Origin of the sequence: Pseudomonas taiwanensis DSM 21245 (assembly GCF_000425785.1) — a bacterium.
In the GTDB taxonomy this organism is placed as follows: Bacteria; Pseudomonadota; Gammaproteobacteria; order Pseudomonadales; family Pseudomonadaceae; genus Aquipseudomonas; species Aquipseudomonas taiwanensis.
This window is the reverse complement of sequence record NZ_KE384452.1, coordinates 90,910-116,073: the sequence shown is the minus strand read 5'-3', so window position 1 is coordinate 116,073 and position 25,164 is coordinate 90,910. Positions and strand designations below refer to the sequence as shown.

Below are 25,164 nucleotides of genomic sequence, written 5' to 3'. Positions count from 1 at the left end.
CAACCGCAGACAACATTGGCCCGCCACCACCGTAGGAGCGAGCCTTGCTCGCGATGCGCCGCGCCGGCGGCGCTCGGTCGCATGAGCGCCAACCCCTTGGCCTGCCACTCAACACTCCCCAGAACCGAAAGTTTTTGATTTTTTTGAAAAAAACGCTTTACAGCCATGCGCATCCCCCTTAATATGCGCGCCACACGACAGGCACATAGCTCAGTTGGTTAGAGCACCACCTTGACATGGTGGGGGTCGTTGGTTCGAGTCCAATTGTGCCTACCAAATCTGAAGAGGGGCGATCCGATAGGGTCGCCCTTTTTCGTTTGCGCGTTTCCACGCTGTTGCAGCCCGTAACCTTTGGTCGCGGCCCGTGCGCAAGGCCATCATGCTAGAATCCGCCCCTTCGAATCTGGAGGTGGACGCGTGCGCAAACTGGCAGTGGTAATGGCAGTGCTGGCCCTGGCGGGCTGTGAGAACGAGGTCGAAGGCGTACACAAGCAGGTGGCCGAACATCTGCACAACCCCAAGACCGCCAAGTTCGGCAACGTGCGGATCGACACCCAGGGCACCATCTGCGGCCAGGTGCGTGGCAAGGACGATGCCGGGCAGTACGAAGCCTACCGCAGCTACGTCGCTATCAAGCGCGACGCTGGCCAATACGAAATCATCGTCGATGACACCGGCAACAACTTGCGTATCCGCGAAATGTGCGGTGGCGCGGAGCTGCAGCGCCGCGCCGAAGCGCTGGCCGATCAGCCGGCCCCTGAAGGCTGGGATGTCGAAGTGATTCAAGGCGCCAACATGGGCGCACTGAGCGATATGACCGCACGCCTGATCGAGAAGGGTATTCCGTCTTCGGTGGAATACCGCAATGGCAAGCCGGTGGTGTTGATGGGGCCATTCCCCACAAAGGCCGAAGCCGAGGCCCGCAAGGCTGAAGTCATGGCCAAGCTCGGCACTGACTCGATCGTCATCCAGCACGGCGTCGAGCGCTAGGCGGCGAGCTAGGCGAGTCTGCGGGTGGCCATGGCGCGCCGGTCCCGGCTATGCTTGGACAAAGGAGATGCTGAACGGAGAGGGCCTCATGTCTACGCTGGAACGGGCCATCGTCGTGGCCGCCAGGGCGCATGAAGGGCAATTCGATAAGGGTGGGGCGGCGTACATTCTCCACCCGTTGCGGGTGATGATGCGCGTTGCGACCCCTGAGCAGCGCATTGTCGCGGTGCTGCACGATGTGCTCGAAGACACCCCGTTGACGCTGTCGGACCTCGCCCGTGAGGGGTTCGCATTGAAGATCCTGGCGGCCTTGCTGGCATTGAGCAGGCGTGAAGGCGAAAGCTACCAGGATTTCGTCGTGCGCCTGGGTGATGACCCGTTGGCCCGCACGGTCAAGCTGGCCGATCTTGCCGATAACAGTGATCTTACCCGCATTGCCACCCCAGGCCCTGCCGACCTGGCGCGCCTGGCACGTTATCGGGAGGCCAGTGCCTACTTGCAGGCACTGGCGTGAATGGCAGTCACAGGCCGACGCGAGACGTGCCTGCTAGGTCAATCTTCCTTGGGCACAGTCCAGAAAATCTGCACGCCGCCGTCATCGCGGTGGGCGAGGGTGACATTGTCGTTCTCGGCGATTTCCTCAAGCAGGGTTTCCCAATCCTCCACCGACTCATGTTCCAGCCGGAAGATCAGGGCGGCACGGCTGCGCTGGGCGAGAGGATTGTTGATGATCTTCTGGACGCGAAGGCCCAGTTGTTCGTAGCTGCTAGGGGTTGCGGTGGCAGTGCTGGCCATGGAGCGCTTTCCTTGTTGTTGCTGTATGCACGTACAGTATTTCACCACAAGAATTTTCGCAACTGGCTTCATCGCCGCCAAGCCGCCTTCCAAAGGGTTTGCGGCTGACTTGCAGCGGGCTGGCGCGATTCCCGCGGGAGCGGCGTTGCGCCGGTAGGCCGCTCCCGCGGGGATCATGTGATCAATACTCCCAGAAGATGCGCTGCAGTTCCTTGCTGTCCTGGGTCTTGGTCATCGCCACCATCGCCAGGATCCGCGCCTTCTGTGGGTTCAGGTCATGCGCCACGACCCAGTCGTTCTTGTCATCCGGCTGCTCGGCATTGCGCAGTACGAAGCCGCCCTGGTTCACGTGGGAAGAGCGAATGATCTGTACGCCGTCCTTGCGCAGTTGCTGCAGGGCCGGTACCACTCGCGACGATACCGAGCCATTGCCAGTGCCGGCATGGATCAATGCCTTGGCGCCGTTTTGTGCCAGTGCCTTGTAGGCCGTGTCGGTTACGTTGCCATAGCCGTAGGCGATGTCCACCTGGGGCAGGCTGCTGATCTGCTTGATGTCGAATTCCGAGTTGACGGTGTGGCGCTTGGCTGGCAAACGGAACCAGTAGGACTTGCCTTCCACCACCATGCCCATGGGGCCCCAGGCGCTCTTGAAGGCCTCGGTCTTGATGTTCACCGCTTTGCTCACGTCTCGGCCGGATTGAATCTCGTCATTCAGGGTTACCAGCACGCCTTTGCCGCGCGACTGCTTGTCGCTGGCCACGGCCACAGCGTTGTACAGGTTGAGCATGCCATCGGCGGACATGGCGGTGCCTGGGCGCATAGAGCCCACCACCACGATCGGCTTGTCGGTCTTCTCCACCAGGTTGAGGAAGTACGCGGTCTCTTCCAGGGTGTCGGTGCCGTGGGTGATGACGATGCCGTCGACATCTTTGCTGTCTGCCAGTTCGGCGACGCGTTTGCCCAGCTTCAGCAAGTCATCGTTGCTGATGCTTTCCGAGGCGATCTGCATCACTTGTTCACCGCGAACGTTGGCCAGTCCGGCCAGTTCCGGCACGCCGGCGATGAGTTTGTCCACGCCCAGCTTGGCGGCCTGGTAGGTAGCGCTGTTGGCAGCACTGGCGCCGGCGCCGGCAATGGTGCCGCCCGTGGCGAGGATCACTACGTTGGCGAGTTTCTGTTGAGTTTCGGCTTCCTTCGCCGAGACGGTGGCGGGCAGCGCCAGCAGCAGCGCGAGCGCAGTGGGGGCGAAGGTCTTCAATGCAGCATTCATGATTATTGTGCTCTCTTCCTAATGAGATTTTTGCTGTGTCGCCTTGCACGTGAGGCAGTTTTCGTACCAGCTGCCCCATCGCCGGCAAGCCAGCGCCTGCGGGGGGTGTGGGCGCTTGGGTAGCTGCGCTCATTCGGGATTCCGAACAAAATCAGCAAAAGGTGTTCGGTTTATCGGAAAAATTCCGGATAATCCGTCGCGCACACGCCTTGACCCCGGCATCGAAACGGATTTGACAAACGCAGGTCTTGTTTCCATAGTTAGGAACCGCAAACGTTTGCGACCCGATAAAAATCACAAGATTCGGAGTCATTCCCCATGAAGCTGCCGTTCACTGGCCGTCTGCTGGCCCTCGCTGTCGCCTCCACGCTTTCCCTCGCTCTGCCGCTGTCTGCCGCCCACGCCGAAGATGCGCCCAAGGTTGCGTTGGTGATGAAGTCCCTGGCCAACGAGTTCTTCCGCACCATGGAGGACGGCGCCAAGGCGTACCAGAAAGACCACCCGGGCGAGTTCGAACTGGTGGCCAACGGCATCAAGGATGAAACCGATACCGGCAACCAGATCCGAATCGTCGAGCAGATGATCGCCACTGGCGCCAAGGCCTTGGTCATCGCTCCGGCCGATTCCAAGGCATTGGTACCGGTGTTGAAGAAGGCCATGGATGCTGGCATCACCGTGGTGAACATCGACAACCGCCTGGACCCGGACGTACTCAAGAGCAAGGGCATCAGCGTTCCCTTCGTAGGCCCTGATAACCGCAAGGGCGCTCGCCTGGTCGGCGACTACCTGGCCAAGGAAAAACTCAAGGCTGGCGACCAGGTCGGTATCATCGAAGGCGTGCCTACCACCACCAATGCCCAGCAACGTACCGCCGGTTTCAAGGACGCCATGGAAGCGGCGCAGGTGAAGATCGTCTCGGTGCAGTCCGGCAACTGGGAGATCGACAAAGGCAACGCGGTTGCCGCTTCGATGCTCAACGAATACCCCGATATCAAGGCGCTGCTTGCGGGCAACGACAGCATGGCCCTGGGCGCTGTGTCGGCTGTGCGAGCCGCCGGCAAGACCGGTCAGGTGCAGGTGGTCGGCTATGACAACATCAATGCAATCAAGCCGATGCTCAAGGATGGCCGGGTTCTCGCCACCCTCGACCAGGCCGCCAGCCAGCAAGCGGTGTATGGCATCCAGGCAGCGTTGAAAATGCTCAAGGGCGAGAAACCGGATGTGGATGCTGACAATGTCATCCAGACCCCGGTCCAACTCATCACCCAGCCTTGACCCCCAGCAGGAGACGTGGCCATGTCGGCATCGGCCAATGAAGTGGTGCTCGTTGCAACGGGGCTGGGCAAGACCTACGCCCAGCCAGTGCTCGGCGACGTCAGCCTGAGCCTGCGTGGTGGTGAGGTGCTGGCCCTTACCGGTGAAAACGGCGCTGGCAAGAGCACCTTGTCCAAGCTCATCAGTGGCCTGGAGGTACCCACCACCGGGCAGATGACCTATCGCGGCCAGGCCTATGCGCCTGGCAGCCGCAATGAGGCCGAGCGCCTGGGCGTGCGCATGGTCATGCAGGAACTCAACCTGCTGCCGACCCTGACCGTGGCCGAGAATCTTTTCCTCGACAACCTGCCCAGCCGGTTCGGCTGGATCAGCCAGAAGCGCCTGCGCCAGCTGGCCACTGCGGCCATGGCCCAGGTGGGGCTGGACGCCATCGACCCGGACACCCCGGTCGGGCAACTGGGCATCGGCCACCAGCAGATGGTCGAAATCGCCCGCAACCTGATCGGCGACTGCCGCGTGCTGATCTTCGATGAACCTACCGCCATGCTCACCGCCCGCGAGGTCGAATTGCTGTTCGTGCAGATCGAACGCTTGCGCCAGCGCGGCGTGGCGATCGTCTATATCTCCCACCGCCTAGAAGAGCTGCAGCGCGTGGCCCAGCGCATCGTCGTGCTGCGCGATGGCAAGCTGGTGTGCGATGAGCCCATCCAACGCTACAGCAGTGCCGAGCTGGTCAACCTGATGGTAGGCCGGGAATTGGGCGAACACATCGACCTTGGTGGTCGCACGCTGGGTGCGCCCTTGCTCAAGGTCGACGGTTTGTCTCGGGGTGACAAGGTGCGCGATGTGTCGTTCCAGGTCAGGGCAGGGGAGATCTTCGGTATTTCCGGGTTGATTGGCGCAGGCCGCACCGAGTTGCTGCGCCTGATCTTCGGCGCCGATGTCGCCGACAGTGGCAGCATCGAGATCGGCCAGCCGCTCAAGGCCGTGACCATCGACTCGCCCAAGGCTGCCGTGCAAGCGGGCATCGCGTTGATCACCGAGGATCGCAAGGGCGAAGGCCTGCTGTTGTCGCAGTCGATCGCTGCCAACATCGCCTTGGGCAACTACAGCGCGGTTTCCCAGGCCGGCTTACTCGACGGCGACGCCGAAAAAGCTCTGGCCGAGCGGCAGATCAATGCCATGCGCATCCGCAGTGCGGGCCAGGACCAGGCGGTCGGTGAACTTTCCGGGGGCAACCAGCAGAAAGTGGTGATCGGCCGTTGGTTGGAACGTGACTGCCAGGTGCTGCTGTTCGACGAGCCGACTCGGGGGATCGATGTCGGCGCCAAGTTCGACATCTATGGCCTGCTGGCCGACCTTGCGCGTCAAGGCAAGGCCTTGGTGGTGGTGTCCAGCGACCTGCGCGAGTTGATGCTGATCTGCGACCGTATCGCGGTCCTTTCCGCTGGGCGACTGATCGACACCTTCGAACGCGAACATTGGCGCCAGGACCAGCTTCTTGCCGCTGCCTTCGCTGGCTATCAGAAACGTGACGCACTGCTGCACGACGCAGCTCCCAGGACTGATGCATGAAAACCACCCCCCTCGATACCCCGGGCAGCACACCAGTGCGCCGCGGCGGCAGCTACTTCGGCCTGGGCAGTTACCTGGGCCTGGCCGGCGCCTTGCTGGCGATGATCGTGCTGTTCTCGTTGCTGAGCAGCCATTTCTGGTCCTATGCCACCTTCAGCACCCTGGCCAACCAGATTCCCGACCTGATGGTGCTGGCGGTGGGCATGACCTTCGTGCTGATCATCGGCGGCATCGACCTGTCTGTGGGCTCGGTGCTGGCGCTGGCGGCGTCGACGGTCAGCGTGGCGATCCTCGGCTGGGGGTGGTCGGTGCTGCCCGCCGCCTTGCTCGGCATGGCCGTGGCCGCGCTGGCGGGCAGCATCACCGGGGCCGTTACCGTGGCCTGGCGGATCCCCTCGTTCATCGTTTCCCTTGGCGTGCTGGAGATGGCCCGTGGGTTGGCCTACCAGTTCACCGACTCGCGCACCGCCTACATCGGCGATGCCTACGCCTGGTTCTCCAACCCGATTGCCTTTGGCATTTCGCCGGCGTTCATCCTGGCCTTGCTGGTGATTCTGGCGGCCCAGCTTGTGCTGACCCGCACGGTGTTCGGGCGCTACCTGATCGGCATCGGCACCAATGAAGAGGCTGTTCGCCTGGCCGGCATCGACCCACGCCCTTACAAAGTCGTGGTGTTCGCCTTGATGGGGCTCTTGGCTGGTCTGGCCGCGCTATTCCAGATCTCGCGCCTCGAGGCGGCAGACCCCAACGCCGGCTCGGGCCTTGAATTGCAGGTGATTGCCGCTGTGGTCATCGGTGGCACCAGCCTGATGGGCGGGCGTGGTTCGGTCATCAGCACCTTCTTCGGCGTGCTGATCATCTCGGTACTGGCCGCGGGGCTGGCGCAGATCGGCGCCTCAGAGCCCACCAAACGAATCATCACCGGGGCGGTCATCGTCATCGCCGTGGTGCTCGACACCTACCGCAGCCGGCGCGCAACTCGGCGGAACTGAATTTATGGCAACCATCAAAGACGTCGCGGCACTCGCGGGTATTTCCTATACCACGGTGTCTCATGTACTGAACAAGACCCGCCCGGTCAGTGAACAGGTGCGGCTGAAGGTCGAGGCGGCCATCGCCGAGCTCGACTATGTACCCAGTGCGGTGGCCCGCTCGCTCAAGGCACGTAGTACGGCGACCATCGGCCTGCTGGTGCCCAACAGTGTCAACCCGTACTTCGCCGAGCTGGCGCGGGGTATCGAGGATGCCTGCGAGCGCAATGGTTACTGCGTGATCCTGTGCAACTCGGATGACAACCCACAGAAGCAGCGCAGCTATCTGCGCGTGCTGCTGGAAAAGCGCATCGATGGCCTGGTGGTGGCGTCGGTGGGCGAGGACAGCGACCTGCTGCAGAGCCTTGCCGGTGTGCGGACGCCAATGGTCATCGTCGACCGCGAACTGGAGGGGGTCGATGCCGACCTGGTGCGCATCGATCATGAACAGGGTGCCTACCTGGCGACCGTGCACCTGCTCGAACTGGGCCATCGTGATATTGCCTACATCGGCGGCCCCGCGCAGACCGGTGTCAGCCAACTGCGCCTGGCCGGTTTTCGCCGGGCCATGGCCCAGGCGCAGGCGCCGGTGGAGCCCGGCCGTGTCCTGCACTGCGACTTCACCAGCCCCGGTGGCCATGCGGCGGCGGCGACGCTGCTCGATGGCAACCGACCCACGGCGATCTTCGCCGGCAATGACATGATTGGCTTCGGCGTGCTGCGTGCCGCCGCCGAACGCAACATCAACGTGCCAGGCGAGTTGTCGGTGATCGGTTTCGACGATATCGAACTGAGCCGTTATGTGTACCCACCGCTGACCACCGTGGGCCAGTCGATCCGCGAGCTGGGCGAAAGCGCTGCGGCGCTGCTGCTGTCGCGCATCGCCACACCGCGCCTGGGGGCTTCGGAGCAGCGTATCGTTGCACCGCGTATCGTTGCCCGCGAGTCCACCGGGCCACGCCCGGACCTGTTCAATGATTACCGCTAAGGAGCAGCCATGAAGGCCAAGGTAGTGGTGGTCGGTAGCCTCAACATGGACCTGGTGGCCCGCGCCGAACGCCTGCCGCGTCCGGGCGAAACGCTGGCCGGCGAAACCTTTTTCACCGTGCCTGGGGGCAAAGGTGCCAATCAGGCGGTGGCCGTCGCCCGACTGGGCGGCACTGTGGCGATGGTCGGCAACGTTGGCGATGACGCCTATGGCCAGCAGCTGCGCCAAGCGCTGGAGGTCGAAGGTATCGACTGCCAGGCAGTCAAGGTATGCGAGGGCGTTTCCAGCGGCGTGGCGCTGATTACCGTGGATGCCGCCAGCCAGAACTGCATCGTCATCATTCCCGGTGGCAACGGCCTGCTGACGCCACAGGCCGTGCAGCAGTTCGATGGGTTGTTGCAGGCGGCCGAAGTGATCATCTGCCAGCTCGAGGTGCCGGCCGACACCGTGGCCTGGACCCTGGCCCGGGGGCGTGAGCTTGGCAAGACCGTGATTCTCAACCCCGCGCCGGCCACCGGCCCTTTGCCGACACAATGGCTGGCCCACATCGATTACCTCGCCCCGAACGAAAGCGAGGCCCAAGCGCTGACCGGCGTGCCAGTCAGCGACCTCGACAGCGCCCGGCGTGCGGGTGAGCGCCTGGTGCAACTGGGGGTGCGCAAGGTGATCATCACGCTGGGCGCGCACGGGGCCCTGCTGGTTTGCGCGCAAGGCAGCCGGCACTTCCCCGCGCCCAAGGTCAAGGCGTTGGATACCACCGCCGCCGGCGATACCTTCATTGGCGGGTTCGCCGCCGCGCTGGTGCGTGGCCTGACGGAGGATGCCGCCATCGCTTTCGGCCAACGCGCCGCAGCGCTGTCCGTTACCCGCGCGGGTGCGCAGCCGTCCATCCCGTACCTCAAGGAGCTGCCATGAAGAAGACCGCACTGCTCAACATCGCCTTGTCACGCACCATTGCAGGCCTGGGGCATGGCGACATCCTGGTGATCGGCGATGCCGGGTTGCCGGTACCGCCGGGCGTCGAGCTGATCGACCTGGCGGTGACGCCAGGCATTCCGGATTTCGCCAGTGTGCTACGTGCCGTGCTGAGCGAGATGCAAGTTGAGCGTTATGTGGTAGCAGAAGAAATGCTGGACGTGTCGCCACCTGCGCTGGCGGAAGTGGCACGCTTGCCGCTGGAACGGCGTGAGTTGATGCCCCACGAACAGTTCAAACGCCTCAGCCGTCAGGCCAAGGCCGTGGTGCGCACGGGGGAGTGCAAGCCTTACAGCAACATCGCCCTGATAGCCGGCGTCACCTTCTAGCTGTACGAGCCGGCTTGCCGGCGATGAGGCCGTTGCGGACAATGCTCGCTGACCGTCCAGTGCGATGAACCATGCACCCAGATCCGCAAACGCTCTACCAACAGGCCCTTAGCGACCAAGGTTACGTTCCCGACGCTGCCCAGGCCCAGGCTGCCATCGCCCTGCAGGCGTGCTTCGACAGCCTGCGACAAGGCAGACACGCCCAGGGTATCTACCTCTGGGGGCCAGTCGGGCGTGGCAAGACCTGGCTCATGGACCTGTTCCACCGTTGCCTGCAAGTGCCTGCCCGACGGCAGCACTTCCATCACTTCATGGCCTGGGTGCACCAGCGGCTGTTCCAGCTCAACGGCACTGCCGACCCGTTGCATGCACTGGCACGTGAGCTGGCCGGGCAGATCCGCGTGCTGTGCTTCGATGAACTGTTCGTCAGCGACATAGGCGATGCGATCATCCTGGGGCGCTTGTTCCAGGTGCTGTTCGATGAGGGTGTGGTCATCGTGGCCACCTCAAACCAGCCGCCGGACCAGCTGTACCGCGACGGCTTCAACCGCGAGCGCTTCCTGCCGGCGATAGCCGCCATCGAGCGGCACATGAAGGTGCTCTCGGTGGCCGGCGAGCAGGATCACCGCTTGCACCCAGGGGCTGCGCGGCAACGCTACTGGGTGGCCGAGGCGGGCGGCAGCACTGCCCTTGCGCGGGTTTTCGAACAGCTCAGTGCGCACGAGCCAGGCACGGATCAACCGCTGACGCTGGGCAGCCGCCAGATTCACGTGGTACGCCGTAGCGAGCAGGCCATTTGGTGCCGCTTCGCCGACTTGTGCGAGCAGCCCCTGGCAGCCATGGAGTTCATGGCATTGTGCGATCGCTTTTCGGCCATTTTGGTGGAGGGCATCCCGGCCCTGGGTGGAGAGCAACGGGCAGGGCGTATCGCTCGCGGTACCGAAGATGCAGCGGCCCGGGTCGAGGCTGGCGATCGCCAATTGCCGATGCTGTCGCCCAAGGACGATGCGGTGCGCCGCTTCATCGCCCTGGTCGATGAGTGCTATGACCGCAAGGTGGCTTTGTACCTGGAAGCGCAGGTACCGCTCGAAGCACTCTACACTCAAGGGTATCTGGCGTTCCCGTATCAACGGACCCTCAGCCGGCTACGGGAGATGCAACTGCAACGCTTCGCCTGAAGGAGCCGAATCATGGAGCCGCTGTCGCATCATCTGCTGACCCAGGCCTACAACAATGCCTGGGCCAATCACCGCCTGTACAAGGCTTGCCTGCAACTGACCCAGGACGAATTCGTCGCCCCGCGTTGCAGTTTTTTCCCATCGATCAAGTCCACCCTCAACCATCTGTTGACGGTGGACTGGTTCTATTTGCACATGCTCGAATGCGAGCAGCGCGGGGAAACACCTACCCCGGATGCAGAGCGCTTTTTCGAGCCGGAACAGCCGTTCGCCACCTGCGCTGACCTGCATGCCGAGCAAGCCCAGGCAGACCATCGGTTGATCAGCTATTGCCAGGGATTGCGTGATGACCAGTTGGCCCGGTATGTGAACATTGCCCGTCCTCAGCGCATGCAACGCGAGCCTCGGTTGCGCCTGCTGGCGCATTTGTTCGAGCACCAGATCCATCACCGTGGCCAAGTGCACGGGATGCTCAGCAACACCTCGGTGAGACCGCCCCAGCTGGACGAGTTCTTCTGCGAGGAGGAAGCCGGGTTGCGGGCGGAGGATTTTGCCGAACTTGGCTGGACCGAAGCACAGATCTGGAAGAACTGAGCCGCCCGTGGGAGGGGCCTCGCATCGCGAAAGGCCCGCCCGGCAGCCCCACGGCGTAGCGGGCGGAGTGAGAATCCTTGCCGCTCGATCGTGACAGTTAGCCACTCCCACAGGCGTCTGCGTTTACCGGGTCAACGCCCCAGCCATTCGATCAACGCCTTGTGAAACTGCGCCGGCTCCTCGATCTGTGGCGCGTGTCCCAGCCCGGCGAAGGTCACCAGTTCGCCTTGGGGGATCATCTTGGCCACCTGCGGCCCCAGCACTTTGTACTGGCCAAGCTTGGCTTTTACATCCGTTGGCGCGATATCGCTGCCGATGGCCGTGGTGTCCTGATCGCCGATCAGCAGCAACGTCGGCATCTTCAGGTCCTTGAACTCGTGATACACCGGTTGGGTGAAGATCATGTCGTAGATCAGCGCCGAGTTCCATGCCACACGTTCATGCCCAGGCCCTGTGTTCAACCCCACCAGCATCTGCACCCAGCGTTCGTACTCGGGCTTCCAGCGCCCGGCGTAATAGGTATTGCGCTCATACTTGCGCACACCGTCGGCATCGAGCTTCAGCTCTCGTTGGTACCACTGATCGACCGTCCGGTAAGGCACGCCTAGGGCTTTCCAGTCCTCCATGCCAATGGGATTGACCATGGCCAGGCGTTCGACTTGCTGTGGGTACATCAAGGCGTAGCGGGTGGCGAGCATGCCGCCTGTGGAATGACCGAGGATGACCGCCTGCTTGATGCCTAACTGGGCGAGCAGCGCCTGGGTGTTGTCGGCCAGTTGCTGGAAGCTGTACTGGTAGTGGGCAGGCTTGCTGGAGCTACAGAAACCGACCTGGTCGGGCGCGATGACCCGGTAGCCAGCCTGGCTCAGGGCGTCGATGGTGGTTTCCCAGGTGGCGGCGCAGAAGTTCTTGCCGTGCATCAGCACGACGCTGCGGCCATTGGCTTGCCCCTTGGCAGGCACGTCCATGTACCCCATCTGCAGGCGCTGCCCCTGGGAGGTGAAGTCGAAATGCCTGAGCGGGTAGGGGTACTGGAAGCCTTCGAGCTGTTGACCGTAGGTGGGCATTTCAGCGGCGAGGGCCGGGCCCGTCATCAGGCAGGCCAGGGCCAGGGCGGTTGCGCGCAGCATGGGGGCACTCCGTGTAGGGCCATGTAGGAATGGGCGACTGTAGCAGTCGCTTGCCCTGATGAAACGTTAAAGGTGTTACCAGGCGTGAAACCAGCCCAGCGTGATCATCGCCAACACGGTGTAGCGACCGGCCTTGGCCAGGGTCACCAGCAACAGGAAACGCCAGAAGGGTTCGCGCATGATGCCGGCGATCAATGTCAGCGGGTCGCCAATCACGGGCATCCAACTGAGCAGCAGCGACCATTGTCCCCAGCGTTGGTAGCGCTGCTGGGCACGCTCCAGTTGCGCGGCGCTGAAAGGGAACCAGCGCTTCTCGCGCAGGTGCTCGATGGCGCGGCCTAGCAGCCAGTTGACCACCGAACCGAGCACATTGCCCAAGGTTGCCACCGCAAGGAGGGTCGCCCAGGTGTCGGGCTGGCGCAGCAGCAACCCCACCAGCACGGCCTCCGACTGTAGAGGCAGCAGGGTCGCTGCGCCAAAGGCGCTGAGAAACAGCGCCCAGAGGCTGAGCATCAGTAGTTGGCGACCACGGTGTCCTTGCCGTCCTGGGTCACCCCGATGACCTGGTAAGGGTCCTTGTGATCGCCCATTTCCATACCTGGCGAGCCCATGGGCATGCCGGGTACTGCCAGGCCTTTTAGGTCAGTGCGCTTGGCCAGCAGGCGCACCTGCTCGGCCGGCACATGGCCTTCGACGAACTTGCCGTCGATCACCCCGGTGTGACACGACGCCAGGCGCGGTGCGACGCCCAGGCGCTGCTTGACCGCGCTCATGTTCGGCTCGACATGGTCATTGACGGTGAAGCCGTTGTCGCGAAGGTGGCTGATCCAGGCTTTGCAGCAGCCGCAGTTGGGGTCGCGGTAGACGTCGATGGTTTCGGCTGCCTGGGCCAGGCCTGTGAAGGCCAGCAGTCCCAGGGTGATCAAGTGTTTACGCAGCATGAGGGTTCAACTCCTTCTAAGACGCAGCCGCATGCCTGTCATCACAGGCGTCGGTTCCAGGCCCGGCGGTAGGTCAGCAGCATAGCGTAAGCCGCCTCCCGGCGCAGCGCGCACGTCGTCAGCTCGCCTGCTCGTCCTGGCCAAGGTCACGCATCAGCAGGCCGAACGACAATGGGACCTGCTCAGGAATGGGCAGGTACACGATGTGGCCATCCCCCGGCGCCACGTCGATGGCCCGTTGCTGCCGGTTGTTCAGGCGATGGAGGTCGAAATGATAATTGCCACGCGGGGTCATCAGCTCCAGGTGATCGCCTACGGCGAAGCGGTTCTTCACCTTGACCTCGGCCAGCCCATCAACGCGCTCGCCCGTCAGCTCGCCAACGAACTGCTGGCGCTCGGACACCGAGTTGCCTCGTTGGTAGTTCTGGTACTCGTCGTGAACATGGCGGCGCAGGAAACCCTCGGTGTAGCCACGCTGTGCAAGGGATTCGAGGTTGCCCATCAGGCTTCGGTCGAAGGGTCGGCCGGCCACCGCGTCGTCGATGGCCTGGCGATAGGATTGCACCGCGCGGGCACAGTAGAAGTGCGACTTGGTCCGGCCTTCGATTTTCAGCGAATGCACCCCCATGGCGGTCAGCCGCTCGACATGCTGGATAGCGCGCAGGTCCTTGGCGTTCATGATGTAGGTACCGTGCTCGTCCTCGAAGGCGGGCATCGCCTCGCCCGGGCGGTTGCTCTCCTGCAGCAGGAACAGCTGGTCGGTAGGGGTGCCCAGGCCGAGTGTCGGTTCGACCAGTTGCACGATGTCGCCGGTGGCGTTTTCAGTGGCCGGCTGGGCGTCGTACTTCCAGCGGCAGGCATTGGTGCAGGTGCCTTGGTTGGCATCGCGCTTGTTCAGGTAGCCCGACAACAGGCAGCGGCCAGAGTACGCCATGCACAGGGCACCGTGGACGAACACTTCCAGTTCCATCTCCGGCACCTGCTGACGGATTTCCGCGATTTCCTCTAGCGACAGTTCACGGGACAGGATGACCCGACTCAAGCCCAATTGCTGCCAGAACTGCACACTGGCCCAGTTGACCGTGTTGGCCTGTACCGACAGGTGCACCGGCATGTGCGGGAAGTGCTGGCGCACCAGCATGATCAGGCCCGGGTCGGACATGATCAGCGCATCGGGCGCCATGTCGATCACGGGCGCAAGGTCTTTGAGGAAGGTCTTGAGCTTGGCGTTGTGCGGGGCGATGTTGACCACCACGTAAAAGCGCTTGCCCCGGGCGTGCGCCTCCTGGATGCCCAAGGCCAGGTTGGCGTGGTCGAATTCATTGTTGCGCACGCGCAGGCTGTAGCGCGGCTGGCCGGCGTAGACCGCATCGGCGCCATAGGCGAAGGCATAGCGCATGGTCTTGAGGGTGCCGGCTGGGGCCAGCAATTCGGGCTTGGCGAATGAGGTCATGTGCGCACCGGGGCAAAAGCGGCGGATGCTAAGGCTCGGCTCGCGGCTGCGTATTGATTTGAATCAACGCCAGGGTGGCACTTTTCCTGTGATGGCCTGCACTAACAACCAGGACACTCAAGGAATCACCATGAACGAAACCGCCCTCCAGAACAGAGCCCTGGCCGTACTCCTGACGTTGGTGTCGGTCGCTTTCGCGTGGATACTACTGCCCTACTACGGCGCCATCTTCTGGGCGGTGATTCTCGGCATCCTCTTCGCGCCTTTGCAGCGCCATCTGCTGATCCGCTTCGGTCGGCGTCGTAACCTGGCCGCCGCGGCCACTTTGCTGGTATGCCTGATGGTGGCCATCTTGCCGGTGATCATCACCAGCGCATTGCTGGTGCAGGAGGGGGCGGCGTTGTACCAGCGCATCGAGAGCGGTCAACTGGACATCGCCGGCTATGTCGAGCGCGGCCGGGACATGCTGCCCGCCTTCGCCCAGCAAGGGCTGGACAGGATGGGCATGGGTAACTTCGACGGCCTGCGCGAGAAAATCACCAAATGGGCCACCCAGGGCAGTCAGGTACTGGCCAGCCAGGCGTTCAACTTCGGCCAAGGCACCTTCGAATTCCTGATCAGCTTCGGCATCATGATGTACCTGCTGTTCTTCTTCTTGCGCGAGGGGCCGGAGGTGGCTCGTCAGGTACGGCTTGCGGTGCCGTTGCCCGAGCACCAGAAGCGCCGTCTGCAACTGAAGTTCAACCGCGTGGTACGGGCGACGGTCAAGGGCAACGTGCTGGTCGCGATCACCCAGGGGGCGCTGGGCGGATTCATCTTCTGGGTGCTGGACATTCCCAGTGCGCTGGTATGGGCGGTGTTGATGGCGTTCCTGTCGTTGTTGCCGGCGGTGGGCGCGGGCATTGTCTGGGCACCGGTGGCGGCGTATTTCCTGCTTACCGGAGCGATTCTGCAGGGCGCGATCCTGACGGCATTCGGGGTGCTGGTGATTGGCCTGGTGGACAACCTGCTACGACCGATTCTGGTGGGCAAGGACACCCGAATGCCCGATTACCTGATCCTGGTGTCCACCTTGGGCGGGCTGGCGGTGTTCGGGCTCAATGGGTTCGTGATCGGGCCGTTGATCGCGGCCTTGTTCGTCTCCAGTTGGGCGATTTTCGCATCGACCAAGCCGAAGGTGCAGTTGCCGCAGTAGGGCAGGCCGAATTATCGGAAACTGTACGAAACGCCTGCATACACGCTGAAACTTTCGCCGGGTGTGGAGCGGGCCTTGTCCAGTCCTGTGTCGTCGTAGCCTGGTGTAACCGTGGCGGCATAACGTTTGTTGGTCAGGTTGCGCAGGTCAAGCCAGGTTTGCCAGTCCTGCTTGGGCGAATCCCAGCCCAGGCGCGCACCGAGCAGGGCATAGGCATCGGCGGGGTAGCTGTTGGCGTAGTCGACCTGCACCTTCGAGGCCATCTGGGTGTTCACGCCGGCGTAGAAGCCGCCTGGCCAGTCATAACGCAGTTCGGCCTGGTAATAATGCATCGGGATGCCGGGCAGGCGGTTGTCGCCGAACGTGTCGTCATCGCGGTAGTGGAAGTCGCTGAAGGTGTAGGCCTGGCGCAGGCTCAACTTGCCGGTGCCGGATTGTTCCCAGAGGATACTGTCCAATGCGGCTTCGACACCTTGGTGGACCGTGGGGCTGGCGTTGTATTCGGCGGTAATGCCGGGGGCCAGTTCCACTGCCAGCAGTTCGTGACGCACCTGGGCGTAGTACCAGGCCAGCTCCCAACGACCGACTCTCGAGTCGCCACGAGCACCCAGTTCCAGTGTTGTGGCTGTCTGGTTTTGCATCTCGATCGGTTGCGTCTTGGTCGGTGCGCTCCAGATCAGCGACCACGGATGTGGCGGCTCAACCGAGCGGCTGAGGTTGCCATAGACCTGTAAGTCAGGACGAATGTCGTAGCGCAGGCCTACACGTGGTGCATAGTCCCAGTCGTGTTGGCTGACCTTCCCGCCTTCGGCAGGATAGGTCACATCGCTCTCGCGTCGGGTATAGATCATCGCCAGGCCAGTGGTCAGCCAGAGGTCCGGGACCAGCTCCAGGTCGTTGCCGGCATGCAGCACGGTGTCCGAGCCCTGATAGCTGAAGTCGCGCGTGCGCTCGCCAACTATATCGTTCACCCGCGTGAATTGTGATGCGCCGCTGTTGGGCAGGTGTTTGGTGGTGCGCCACCCGATGGTCGTCTTGCTCTCATGGCCGAACAAGGTGTCCCGACGGAAGTAGTTGAGCGTGCCACTGACATCGGTGTAGGCAACCTTCAGGCGCATTGCGCCTTCACGCAAGTCCATCGGGTAGTCGTGATAGACCAGCCCTGCTTCCAGGCGTGAGTCGTCGTCCAGGAAGAAGGTGGTTTTGTTGCCCACCCAGGTGCTGCCCGGCTGCGGACGGCTGTCATTACGTGACAAGTAACCTGGATTGGCAGCCCGCGGATCATGCTTGATCTGCGCTTTGGTCAAGCGGCCGGCCAACGCGTTTTCGGTTTCTCGGTAGCGCAGGTAGAAGCGGGTTTCCAGGTTGGGATTGAAACGGTAGCCGACATTGGCGGCAATCCCCTTGGCACTGCCGCTGCTGTGCTTCTGATAACCGTCGTATTCCGAATCGGTCAGCGCCACGTAGTAGTCCAGGTTACCCAGCACCTGGCCCGAGCTGATATGCCGGTGCTGGTAACCACGGCTGCCAACCTCGTAGCGCACCTGCAGCGGCGCTGCATCGTACCCTGTGTGGGTCACATAGTTGATCGCGCCGCCCAGCGCCAGGGCACCCTGGTCGAAACCATTGGCGCCGCGCAGCACTTCGGCCCGGCTCAGCCACAGGGGTTCGAACAGTTCGTAGGGTGTGCCGCCGGGACCGGTCAGGGGCAGTCCGTCGAACATCGTGTACACCCCGGAGCCATGTGCCCCCGGTGCACGGTTGATGCCTGAACCGCGAATCGACAGCTTGATGCCATCGTTGCCCGCCGACTGGGCGAATACCCCAGGCTGGTAAGCCAGCACATCCTGATTACTGGCCACCCGGCCCTGACCAACACGCTGCATGTCCACCAGGTTGCTGGCCCCCGGCACCGCCTGCAGGCGTTCGCGGGCGTCGTCCAGCTCGCTTTGCTGCTCGTCATTGATCAGCACCTCGCCCAGTTCAACGGCTGGAGCAGCAGTGGCTTGCTGGCTGAGGGTGAAAGCGGCCAGCAGGCCAAGGCAAGACGAAAGGGGCAAAACGGGGCGCATCCTACAACTCCAGGCGAAAAGCGAACAGGCAACCGCGTTGTGACGAAAGAAATACCGTCCAGAGCACGGGGAATTTCAGTTAATTGCACCGCGCCAATGGAAGACGGTTGTGTAGGAAGCGCGTTTACAAACCCCGCGAGTGGAGCCAGCACATCGCCCTTCGTAAGGTGGGCCCATGGCGACAGCACATCCGGCTGTCGCAACTGGCGATTACTTGTGGAGTTCAATGATGAAAACCAACGTACGGCAGGAACCAGAACATGCTGCGGACACACCGATTCGCCTGACGCCCCGCGAGCATCAGGTCCTGCTGTGGTGTGCATACGGCAAGAGCTCGTGGGAGATCGGTCGAATTCTGCAGTGCAAGGAGTCGACGGTGAATTTCCACGTGTCCAATATCCTGCGCAAATTCGATGTCCCCACGCGTGTAGCGGCTGTGATCAAGGCCATACGCTACGGCATGTTGTCCGAGCAGTGAGGGCGGATCATGTCATCAGAGCGTATGGAAGATTTACCGCCGCCACCCGCGTTGCCTGTCAAGGGGGCACGTTTTCCCGATGGCGATGATCCTTTTTGGCCACGCATCGAACTGTGTTCGCTACGAGAGCGCTTGCGCCTTGGCGGTCAGGTGAGCGAGGCGCGCCTGGCACTGGCGGCTCGCTGTGCGGCGATCAACGCTGCTTCGGAGTTCGCGCACTGGCGCGCCGTACTGCGAGGGCGTGGCTACAAGCGTCTGGAGGACGTAGCAGGGCATGACCATGGAAGGGCGTTGTCGGTCTGCTATCGGCGTTTCGTCGAGGCCGCCGTGATGCGTACTCTTTATACCAAGCCCGGCGGGCAGGTGGTGTGGAGAACGCCATCATGAGCGAACGCTACCTGCTGGAGGCGGCCAGCGCGGCTTTTCGTGAGGTGCTCAATACAGAGGGCAGGGCGCTGTTCGGTGCGTTGCTGGGAGCTTTGCTGGTCAGTGCCGCGCGAGATCGCTTGATCATCGTCTCGCGCAAGCGCCTGTCGACCCGCAAGCAGATGCTGCTGGTGTTTCTGACGCTGGGCGTAGGCTATCTGTTCGAGCCGTTGTTGCATTCCTTGGTGCCCATGTTGTCACGCGGCATGGCCGCCTTCGTGGCGGCGGTGGTGGTGATTCCGATCAGCCTCAAGGTCATGGTCTGGCTGGATTCTGTGGACCTGCGCGAGCTGCTTCAGCGCTGGCGCCGTCGTGGCTAGCCTTCGATTGGAGTGGGCATGCGCAGCGTCAGCTCGCGCACCTGGCGCTCCAGTTGGTGGATTCGTTGCTTGTCTTCGATCTGCAATTGAATCGCCTGGCGATCGGCAACTGAAAGCGCGCGAAGACGCGCGAGCATGTCGCTCTCCCAGGTCTCGTTTGCCAAGCCCGACGGGCCGTCCTGGTACTCACCCAGCAATAGCCAGTCGAGCGAGCAGCCGCGCTGGCGGGCGATGTCTATGCATAGTGCGTAGGGAATGCTGCCACGCACCTTCCAACTGCTCAGGGTCTGCGGGCTTACCGCAAGGGCCCTGGCCAGCTGCACATCGGTCTCCGAGCCGGTCAGCAGCTTGAGACGTGCCAGCACTGATGCAAATAAAGGGCTACTCATAACAAATATCCACGACTGGTTTAACGACGTTACTTGGGCTTAAACTACTTGTTACGAATAGTAGCCCTGCATTTTGAGGAGATATCCTGACATGAGGAGCAGCATGATGAAAAACCCTTCCTTTTCCGTAGTCAATACTGATGCACTTGGGGGTGCATTCTTACAGCATATCTGTGCAATTAGCGCATGCAGGTATTTGGCGTGAGTACATACAAGCTGGTCTGTCCTCACTGCAACAGTCGAATGCGCATCCGTACCAGCGAAGGACGGCACATTTTCCTGCGTATCGCGTACCTGCAGTGCACCACCGAGGCGTGTGGCTGGTCAGTGAGAGCCGAGTTCGAAATGACCCATGAGCTGTCACCCAGCGGCATGCCGAACCCTGAGGTCCACCTGCCATCGGCCGGCACTGAACTGCGCAAGTCGGCACTCAAGGATGGCAGTGCGGCCTCGCCCGAAAACCTTCGATCGGCCAAGCCCGTTCAGATAACTACAAAACGCAGATAAAAAAACACCCCGCATGTGCGGGGTGTTTGTTTTACCGGTTCGGTCAGCCGAGCAGTTGCAGGCCGGCTTGCTGAACCAGTTCCAGCAGCGGCTGCGGGTACACGCCGAGCACGAAGGCAAGCAGGGCGATTGCCAGCAGCATGACGCCGCCGGTGCGTTGTTCCCACTTCAGCGGGGCATCGTGGCGACGCAGGTTAGGCTCCACCAGGTACAGGGTGACCATGACGCGCAGGTAGTAGTACACGCCGATGGCGCTGCCCAGAACCAAGGCACCGACCAGCCACCACAGTTGCGACTCGACGCCGGTGGCAATGATGTAGAACTTGCCGATGAAGCCGGCAGTCAGCGGGATACCCGCCAGCGACAGCATCATCACAGTCAGCACCGCAGTCAGGTACGGACGGCGCCAGAACAGGCCGCGGTACTCGTAAAGGGCATCGGCGTCACGGCCGCCGTAAGGCGAGGACATCAGGGTGATCACACCGAAGGCGCCCAGGCTGGTGATGACGTAAGTGACCAGGTACACGCCCATGGCTTCCAGGGCCAGGCCCTTGCTGGCCACCAGCGCGATCACCAGGTAACCGAAGTGGGCGATGGACGAGTAACCCAGCAGACGCTTGAGGTTGCTCTGGGTCAGCGCCAGCAGGTTACCGATGAGGATCGAGGCGACCGCGATCACTGCCAGGACGGTGCTCAGGACGCCGCTGCTGGCAGCAGGGGAGAGCATGAACAGGCGCACGACCACGGCGAATACCGCGACCTTGCTGGCGGTGGCCAGGAAGGCCGCTACCGGCGCCGGGGCGCCTTCGTATACGTCCGGGGTCCACAGGTGGAACGGAACCAGCGACAGCTTGAAGGCCAGGCCAACCAGCATCATGCCCAGGCCCAGTTGGGCCACCAGGCTTGGCTTGCCGGTAGCAGCCAGGGCCTTGCCGATCAGGTCGAAGCTCAGGCTGCCAGCGTCGGCGTACAGCAGGGCCATGCCGAACAGCAGGAAGGCCGAACCTGCGGCCGACAGCACCATGTACTTGATACCGGCTTCCAGCGAACGCTTGTTGAAGAAGGCATACGCTACCAGGCCGTAGACCGGCACCGACAGCAGCTCCAGGCCGATGAACAGGCCAGCCAGGTGGTTGGCGCTGACCAGCACGAGGCCACCGAGGGCCGACATCAGCAGCAGCAGGTACAGCTCTTCACGGTTGCCCGGGAAGCCCTTGGAACCCTCGCCCAGATAGGCATGGGCGAGGGTTACGCAGGCCAGTGTCGCCACCAGGATGATCGCCATGTACAGGCAGGCGAACTTGTCGATGGTGACCAGCGAGGTGACCGCCAGCGGCGCGACTTTCAATGCTGGCAGGATCGATAGCAGGGCCAGGTTCAGCCCCACGGTGGACAACAGGAAGGTCTGCGAGTGATTGCGCTTCCAGGCGATTGCCAGCATCACCACCACCGTGGTGATGGTGGTGATCAGCATCGGCGCCAATGCGATGAAGTGTTGAGTGGTGAATTCCATAGCGCTCTTACCGGGCCGAAGCGAGTTGAGTGAAAGCGGAACCGAGCCACTGCTGCACACCGCTCATGGTGGCGGCAGAGGTGTCGAGGAACGGCTGTGGATACACGCCCAGCAGGATCAGCAGCACCGCCAGACCCACGACCATGACCAGCTCGCGACCGTCCATGCCAGCCAGGACGGCGTCGGACTTGGCCGGGCCGAAGTAGGCGCGGTGGATCATGATCAGCGAGTAGACCGAGCCGAACACCAGGCCGGTGGTGGCGATCACGGTGATCCAAGGCACATGCACGAAACTGCCGATCAGGATCAGGAACTCGCCGACGAAGTTGCCAGTACCTGGCAGGCCCAGGGAGGCGGCGGCGAAGAACAGGCTGATCGCGGGCAGGTAGGCGATGCGGTGCCACAGGCCGCCCATCTCACGCATGTCACGGGTATGCAGGCGCTCGTACAACTGGCCGGCCAGGATGAAGAGTGCGGCGGCCGACAGACCGTGGGCCAGCATCTGGATCACCGCGCCCTGCAGGGCTTGCTGGCTGCCGGAGTAGATACCGATCAGCACGAAGCCCATGTGCGAAACGCTGGAGAACGCGACCAGACGCTTGATGTCGGTCTGGGCAAAGGCCAGGAAGGCACCGTAGAAGATACCGATCAGACCCAGGGTCATGGCGATGGGCGCGAACTCGGCCGAGGCGTTCGGGAACAGCGGCAGAGCGAAGCGCAGCAGGCCGTAGGCCGCGGTCTTCAGCAAGATACCGGCCAGGTCCACGGAACCTGCGGTCGGTGCCTGGGCGTGTGCGTCAGGCAACCAGGAGTGGAACGGTACCACCGGCAGTTTCACCGCGAAGGCGATGAAGAAGCCCAGCATCAGCAGGTACTCGGTACCGGCTGGCAGTTCGGCCTTGAGCAGGTCGCTGTAGTTGAAGGTGATCACACCGGTGTTGGTGTAGTTGACCAGCACCAGGCCCAGGATCGCCACCAGCATGATCAGGCCGCTGGCCTGGGTGAAGATGAAGAACTTGGTCGCGGCGTAGATCCGGGTCTTCTTGCCGTCCGCGGAGCTGTGACCCCAGAGCGCGATGAGGAAGTACATCGGCACCAGCATCATTTCCCAGAAGAAGAAGAACAGGAACAGGTCCAGGGCCAGGAACACACCGACCACGCCGCCCAGGATCCACATCAGGTTGAGGTGGAAGAAGCCGACGTGACGCTGGATCTCTTTCCAGGAGCACAGTACCGACAGCACACCGAGCAGGCCGGTGAGCAGGATCATCAGCAGCGACAGGCCATCCAGGGCCAGGTGGATGCTGATGCCGAAGCGCTGGATCCACTGGACCTTGTATTCCAGTGCCCAGGCAGGCTCGGCGCCCGGAGCGGGGGCCAGGGTGTAGTCGCCGGTGCCCCACAGCCACAGGCCGATGCCGAGCAGCAGGGACATGGTCAGCAGTGCGATCCAGCGCGGCAGGGTGGCGCCGAAGCGCTCACCCAGCCAGCACAGGAAGCCGCCGATGAAGGGGATCAGGATCAGCCAAGGCAAAATCATGACGGGTTGGTTTCCTTTGGCAAAGTCGCAAGATTCATAGTCATACCGCGGCCACTACCACGGCGCCGATGACCAGCACGGCACCGACGGCGATCGAGGCGGTGTACCAGCGCAGCTGGCCGGTCTCGGTCTTGCTCATGGCGACGTTGCCGCCACGGGCCATCCGAGGAATCAGGCCGATGCTGCGGTCAACCGGGTCCTTGCGCAGGATGTGGCTGATCAGCAGGTAAGGTTTGACGAAGAGCTTGTCGTAGATCCAGTCGAAGCCCCAGGCGGCGAACCACCAGGCCGACAGGACGCGGCCGATGCCGCTGTTGGCGATGGCCGAGACCAGGCGACGCTTGCCCAGGAACAGCACCGCGGCCAGCAGGATGCCGGCAATGGCGATGGCGCCCGAGGTGATTTCCAACGCGTGCTTGGCTTCACCACCGGCGTGGCCGGCACTTTCAGGCAGAACGCCAGCCAGCGGCGGGTGGATCCACGCGCCGATGAAGGTCGACAGCACGATCAGCACGCCCAGTGGCAGCCAGTGGCTGATGCCGTGGCCAGCGTGGGCTTCGGTCTTGGCTTCGCCGTGGAAGGCGATGAAAATCAGGCGGAAGGTGTACAGCGAGGTCATGAACGCACCGACCAGCCCGGCATACAGCAGGCCGGTATTGCCACTGGCGAAGGCTTCCCAGAGGATCTCGTCCTTGGAGTAGAAGCCCACGGTCAGGATCGGCAGGGCCGCCAGGGCAGCACCACCCACCACGAAGCTGGCGTAGGCCAGCGGCAGCTTCTTCCACAGGCCGCCCATCTTGAAGATGTCCTGCTCGTGGTGGCAGGCAACGATCACCGCACCCGAGGCAAGGAACAGCAGGGCCTTGAAGAAGGCGTGTGTCATCAGGTGGAAGATTGCCGCGTCCCAGGCGCCGACGCCCAGGGCCAGGAACATGTAGCCGATCTGGCTCATGGTCGAGTAGGCGAGGATACGCTTGATGTCGGTCTGGACCAGGGCTGCGAAGCCCGCCAGGACCAGGGTGACGCCACCCACTACGCCCACCAGGTGCAGGATGTCCGGTGCCAGCAGGAACAGGCCGTTGGTACGGGCGATCAGGTAGACGCCCGCGGTCACCATGGTTGCCGCGTGGATCAGTGCCGATACCGGGGTAGGGCCAGCCATCGCGTCCGCCAGCCAGGTCTGCAGCGGCAGCTGGGCCGACTTACCGACCGCACCGCCCAGCAGCATCAGGGTGGCCAGGACCATCCAGGTGTCGCCCGCCTGGAATTTCTGCGGAGCCAGCACCAGCAGTTCCTGCACGTTCAGGGTACCCAGCTGGGCGAACAGGATGAACAGGCCGATGGCCATGAACACGTCGCCGATACGGGTGACGATGAAGGCCTTCAGTGCCGCGTTACCGTTGTTGCGGTTGCTGTAGTAGAAACCGATCAACAGGTACGAGCACAGGCCCACGCCTTCCCAGCCGAAGTAGATGAACAGCAGGTTGTCGCCCAGAACCAGGAACAGCATGCTGGCGATGAACAGGTTGGTGTAGGAGAAGAAGCGCGAGTAACCGGCTTCACCGCGCATGTACCAAGAGGCGAACAGGTGGATCAGGAAGCCGACACCGGTGACCACGCCGAGCATGGTGACCGACAGGCCGTCCACGTACAGGGTGAAGTTCGGCGCGAAGCCGTCCACCGACATCCACTGCCACAGCAGCTGGCTGTATGCGCCGCCTTCAGGCGGGGCAACGTTGAATTGCCAGATGACATAGGCGGCCACGGCGGCCGACAGGCCCACCGAGCCAACGCCGATCAGCGCGGACAGGTTCTCCGAGAACCGCCCGCGCGAGAACGACAGCAGCAGGAAGCCGATCAGGGGGAAGACGAAAGTCAGGAAGATAAGGTTCATCCGCGCATCTCACTGGCAGCATCGATGTCGAGAGTGTGGAAGCGGCGATACAACTGCAGCAGAATGGCCAGGCCAATGCTGGCCTCGGCGGCTGCCAGGCTGATCACCAGAATGAACATCACCTGGCCGTCGGGCTGGACCCAACGGGCACCGGCGACGATGAACGCCAGGGCAGAGGCGTTCATCATGACTTCCAGGCTCATGAGTACGAAAAGGATGTTGCGGCGGACCATCAGGCCAACCAGACCTAAGCAGAACAGGATCCCGGCTACCGCCAGGCCATGCTCAAGAGGGATAGCACCCATG

27 protein-coding genes and 1 tRNA gene are annotated in these 25,164 nt (G+C 62.6%); 16 read left to right on the top strand and 12 right to left on the bottom strand.

Features of this window, described 5'->3' with window-relative positions:
- The first annotated feature begins 199 nt into the window (after positions 1 to 199).
- The 3 genes from H620_RS0123940 to H620_RS0123930 all read left to right on the top strand — a co-directional run bounded on the left by H620_RS0123940 (position 200) and on the right by H620_RS0123930 (position 1,504).
- Positions 200 to 276 (top strand) — tRNA-Val (locus H620_RS0123940).
- A gap of 141 nt (positions 277 to 417) precedes the next feature.
- On the top strand, positions 418 to 990 hold the full coding sequence (locus H620_RS0123935) for an SPOR domain-containing protein (protein ID WP_023381252.1): 573 nt from the start codon (positions 418 to 420) through the stop codon (positions 988 to 990).
- Positions 991 to 1,078: 88 nt separating this feature from the next.
- Positions 1,079 to 1,504: a hypothetical protein gene (locus tag H620_RS0123930; protein WP_023381251.1), complete on the top strand. Its 426-nt coding sequence runs from the start codon at positions 1,079 to 1,081 to the stop codon at positions 1,502 to 1,504.
- A 38-nt stretch (positions 1,505 to 1,542) separates the two neighbouring features.
- On the opposite strand, the gene H620_RS0123925 is transcribed toward H620_RS0123930, so the two are convergent.
- Both H620_RS0123925 and H620_RS0123915 read right to left on the bottom strand, forming a co-directional pair.
- On the bottom strand, positions 1,543 to 1,785 hold the full coding sequence (locus H620_RS0123925; RefSeq protein WP_023381250.1) for a DUF1654 domain-containing protein: 243 nt from the start codon (positions 1,783 to 1,785) through the stop codon (positions 1,543 to 1,545).
- Positions 1,786 to 1,966: 181 nt separating this feature from the next.
- A complete protein-coding gene (locus H620_RS0123915) occupies positions 1,967 to 3,055 on the bottom strand; it encodes an asparaginase (protein ID WP_023381249.1) in 1,089 nt (362 codons plus the stop codon).
- Between the two features lie 318 nt (positions 3,056 to 3,373).
- On the opposite strand from H620_RS0123915, the gene H620_RS0123910 reads away from it, so the two are divergent.
- The 8 genes from H620_RS0123910 (at position 3,374) to H620_RS0123875 (ending at position 11,000) form a co-directional block, all read left to right on the top strand.
- Positions 3,374 to 4,330 (top strand): sugar ABC transporter substrate-binding protein, encoded by a 957-nt coding sequence (locus tag H620_RS0123910; protein WP_027908173.1) that lies wholly within the window; start codon positions 3,374 to 3,376, stop codon positions 4,328 to 4,330.
- Positions 4,331 to 4,351: 21 nt separating this feature from the next.
- Positions 4,352 to 5,905, top strand: a complete 1,554-nt coding sequence (locus H620_RS0123905; protein WP_027908172.1) for a sugar ABC transporter ATP-binding protein — start codon at positions 4,352 to 4,354, stop codon at positions 5,903 to 5,905.
- A complete protein-coding gene (locus H620_RS0123900) occupies positions 5,902 to 6,897 on the top strand; it encodes an ABC transporter permease (protein ID WP_027908171.1) in 996 nt (331 codons plus the stop codon). Before H620_RS0123905 ends, H620_RS0123900 begins: the two co-directional genes overlap by 4 nt.
- 4 nt (positions 6,898 to 6,901) lie before the next feature.
- Positions 6,902 to 7,924: a LacI family DNA-binding transcriptional regulator gene (locus H620_RS0123895; protein WP_023381245.1), complete on the top strand. Its 1,023-nt coding sequence runs from the start codon at positions 6,902 to 6,904 to the stop codon at positions 7,922 to 7,924.
- Positions 7,925 to 7,933: 9 nt separating this feature from the next.
- Positions 7,934 to 8,839, top strand: coding sequence for a ribokinase (rbsK, locus tag H620_RS0123890; RefSeq protein WP_023381244.1), 906 nt, complete (start codon positions 7,934 to 7,936; stop codon positions 8,837 to 8,839).
- Complete coding sequence (gene rbsD / locus H620_RS0123885) at positions 8,836 to 9,228, top strand: D-ribose pyranase (RefSeq protein WP_023381243.1); 393 nt, start codon at positions 8,836 to 8,838, stop codon at positions 9,226 to 9,228. The genes rbsK and rbsD overlap by 4 nt, the downstream gene beginning before the upstream one ends.
- Before the next feature lie 71 nt (positions 9,229 to 9,299).
- Positions 9,300 to 10,406, top strand: coding sequence for a cell division protein ZapE (gene zapE / locus H620_RS0123880; protein ID WP_023381242.1), 1,107 nt, complete (start codon positions 9,300 to 9,302; stop codon positions 10,404 to 10,406).
- Between the two features lie 12 nt (positions 10,407 to 10,418).
- Positions 10,419 to 11,000 carry a DinB family protein gene (locus H620_RS0123875; protein ID WP_023381241.1) on the top strand — a complete coding sequence of 194 codons (582 nt, stop codon included), beginning with the start codon at positions 10,419 to 10,421 and terminating at the stop codon, positions 10,998 to 11,000.
- Positions 11,001 to 11,131: 131 nt separating this feature from the next.
- Here the strand turns inward: H620_RS0123875 and H620_RS0123870 are convergent, their stop codons facing one another.
- The 4 genes from H620_RS0123870 to trhP all read right to left on the bottom strand — a co-directional run bounded on the left by H620_RS0123870 (position 11,132) and on the right by trhP (position 14,524).
- Positions 11,132 to 12,130 carry an alpha/beta fold hydrolase gene (locus tag H620_RS0123870; protein WP_027908170.1) on the bottom strand — a complete coding sequence of 333 codons (999 nt, stop codon included), beginning with the start codon at positions 12,128 to 12,130 and terminating at the stop codon, positions 11,132 to 11,134.
- Between the two features lie 75 nt (positions 12,131 to 12,205).
- The gene (locus H620_RS0123865) at positions 12,206 to 12,643 is read right to left on the bottom strand and encodes a YqaA family protein (protein ID WP_023381239.1); all 438 of its coding nucleotides are present in this window, start codon (positions 12,641 to 12,643) and stop codon (positions 12,206 to 12,208) included.
- The gene (locus H620_RS0123860; RefSeq protein ID WP_023381238.1) at positions 12,643 to 13,071 is read right to left on the bottom strand and encodes a DUF411 domain-containing protein; all 429 of its coding nucleotides are present in this window, start codon (positions 13,069 to 13,071) and stop codon (positions 12,643 to 12,645) included. The genes H620_RS0123865 and H620_RS0123860 overlap by 1 nt, the downstream gene beginning before the upstream one ends.
- Before the next feature lie 118 nt (positions 13,072 to 13,189).
- Positions 13,190 to 14,524, bottom strand: a complete 1,335-nt coding sequence (gene trhP / locus H620_RS0123855) for a prephenate-dependent tRNA uridine(34) hydroxylase TrhP (RefSeq protein ID WP_023381237.1) — start codon at positions 14,522 to 14,524, stop codon at positions 13,190 to 13,192.
- A 130-nt stretch (positions 14,525 to 14,654) separates the two neighbouring features.
- On the opposite strand from trhP, the gene H620_RS0123850 reads away from it, so the two are divergent.
- Positions 14,655 to 15,719, top strand: coding sequence for an AI-2E family transporter (locus H620_RS0123850; RefSeq protein WP_023381236.1), 1,065 nt, complete (start codon positions 14,655 to 14,657; stop codon positions 15,717 to 15,719).
- 11 nt (positions 15,720 to 15,730) lie between these two features.
- On the opposite strand, the gene H620_RS0123845 is transcribed toward H620_RS0123850, so the two are convergent.
- Positions 15,731 to 17,791, bottom strand: a complete 2,061-nt coding sequence (locus H620_RS0123845) for a TonB-dependent receptor family protein (RefSeq protein ID WP_027908169.1) — start codon at positions 17,789 to 17,791, stop codon at positions 15,731 to 15,733.
- 229 nt (positions 17,792 to 18,020) lie between these two features.
- On the opposite strand from H620_RS0123845, the gene H620_RS0123840 reads away from it, so the two are divergent.
- Genes H620_RS0123840 through H620_RS0123835 form a run of 3 tightly spaced genes read left to right on the top strand, consistent with a single transcriptional unit; the run spans position 18,021 to position 19,015 of the window.
- Positions 18,021 to 18,269 carry a response regulator transcription factor gene (locus H620_RS0123840; RefSeq protein WP_023381234.1) on the top strand — a complete coding sequence of 83 codons (249 nt, stop codon included), beginning with the start codon at positions 18,021 to 18,023 and terminating at the stop codon, positions 18,267 to 18,269.
- Between the two features lie 24 nt (positions 18,270 to 18,293).
- Positions 18,294 to 18,656, top strand: a complete 363-nt coding sequence (locus H620_RS26800; protein WP_371919607.1) for a head completion/stabilization protein — start codon at positions 18,294 to 18,296, stop codon at positions 18,654 to 18,656.
- A complete protein-coding gene (locus H620_RS0123835) occupies positions 18,653 to 19,015 on the top strand; it encodes a hypothetical protein (protein ID WP_023381232.1) in 363 nt (120 codons plus the stop codon). Before H620_RS26800 ends, H620_RS0123835 begins: the two co-directional genes overlap by 4 nt.
- Here the strand turns inward: H620_RS0123835 and H620_RS0123830 are convergent.
- Positions 19,012 to 19,404: a helix-turn-helix domain-containing protein gene (locus H620_RS0123830; protein WP_027908168.1), complete on the bottom strand. Its 393-nt coding sequence runs from the start codon at positions 19,402 to 19,404 to the stop codon at positions 19,012 to 19,014. The two genes, H620_RS0123835 and H620_RS0123830, sit on opposite strands and share 4 nt — an antisense overlap.
- Positions 19,405 to 19,605: 201 nt before the next feature.
- Between H620_RS0123830 and H620_RS26130 the strand changes: the two genes are divergently transcribed.
- Positions 19,606 to 19,911 carry an Ogr/Delta-like zinc finger protein gene (locus H620_RS26130; RefSeq protein ID WP_238546528.1) on the top strand — a complete coding sequence of 102 codons (306 nt, stop codon included), beginning with the start codon at positions 19,606 to 19,608 and terminating at the stop codon, positions 19,909 to 19,911.
- A 43-nt stretch (positions 19,912 to 19,954) separates the two neighbouring features.
- Here H620_RS26130 and nuoN read toward each other — a convergent pair whose 3' ends face one another.
- From nuoN to nuoK, 4 genes are read right to left on the bottom strand one after another with little or no spacing between them, the layout of a single operon-like run.
- Positions 19,955 to 21,424 carry an NADH-quinone oxidoreductase subunit NuoN gene (gene nuoN, locus H620_RS0123820; protein ID WP_023381229.1) on the bottom strand — a complete coding sequence of 490 codons (1,470 nt, stop codon included), beginning with the start codon at positions 21,422 to 21,424 and terminating at the stop codon, positions 19,955 to 19,957.
- Between the two features lie 7 nt (positions 21,425 to 21,431).
- Complete coding sequence (gene nuoM, locus H620_RS0123815; RefSeq protein WP_023381228.1) at positions 21,432 to 22,964, bottom strand: NADH-quinone oxidoreductase subunit M; 1,533 nt, start codon at positions 22,962 to 22,964, stop codon at positions 21,432 to 21,434.
- A gap of 40 nt (positions 22,965 to 23,004) precedes the next feature.
- Complete coding sequence (gene nuoL, locus H620_RS0123810) at positions 23,005 to 24,858, bottom strand: NADH-quinone oxidoreductase subunit L (RefSeq protein ID WP_023381227.1); 1,854 nt, start codon at positions 24,856 to 24,858, stop codon at positions 23,005 to 23,007.
- Entirely contained in the window at positions 24,855 to 25,163 is a 309-nt protein-coding gene (nuoK, locus tag H620_RS0123805; RefSeq protein WP_008096201.1) for an NADH-quinone oxidoreductase subunit NuoK, read from the bottom strand. The genes nuoL and nuoK overlap by 4 nt, the downstream gene beginning before the upstream one ends.
- Position 25,164: the final 1 nt, after the last annotated feature.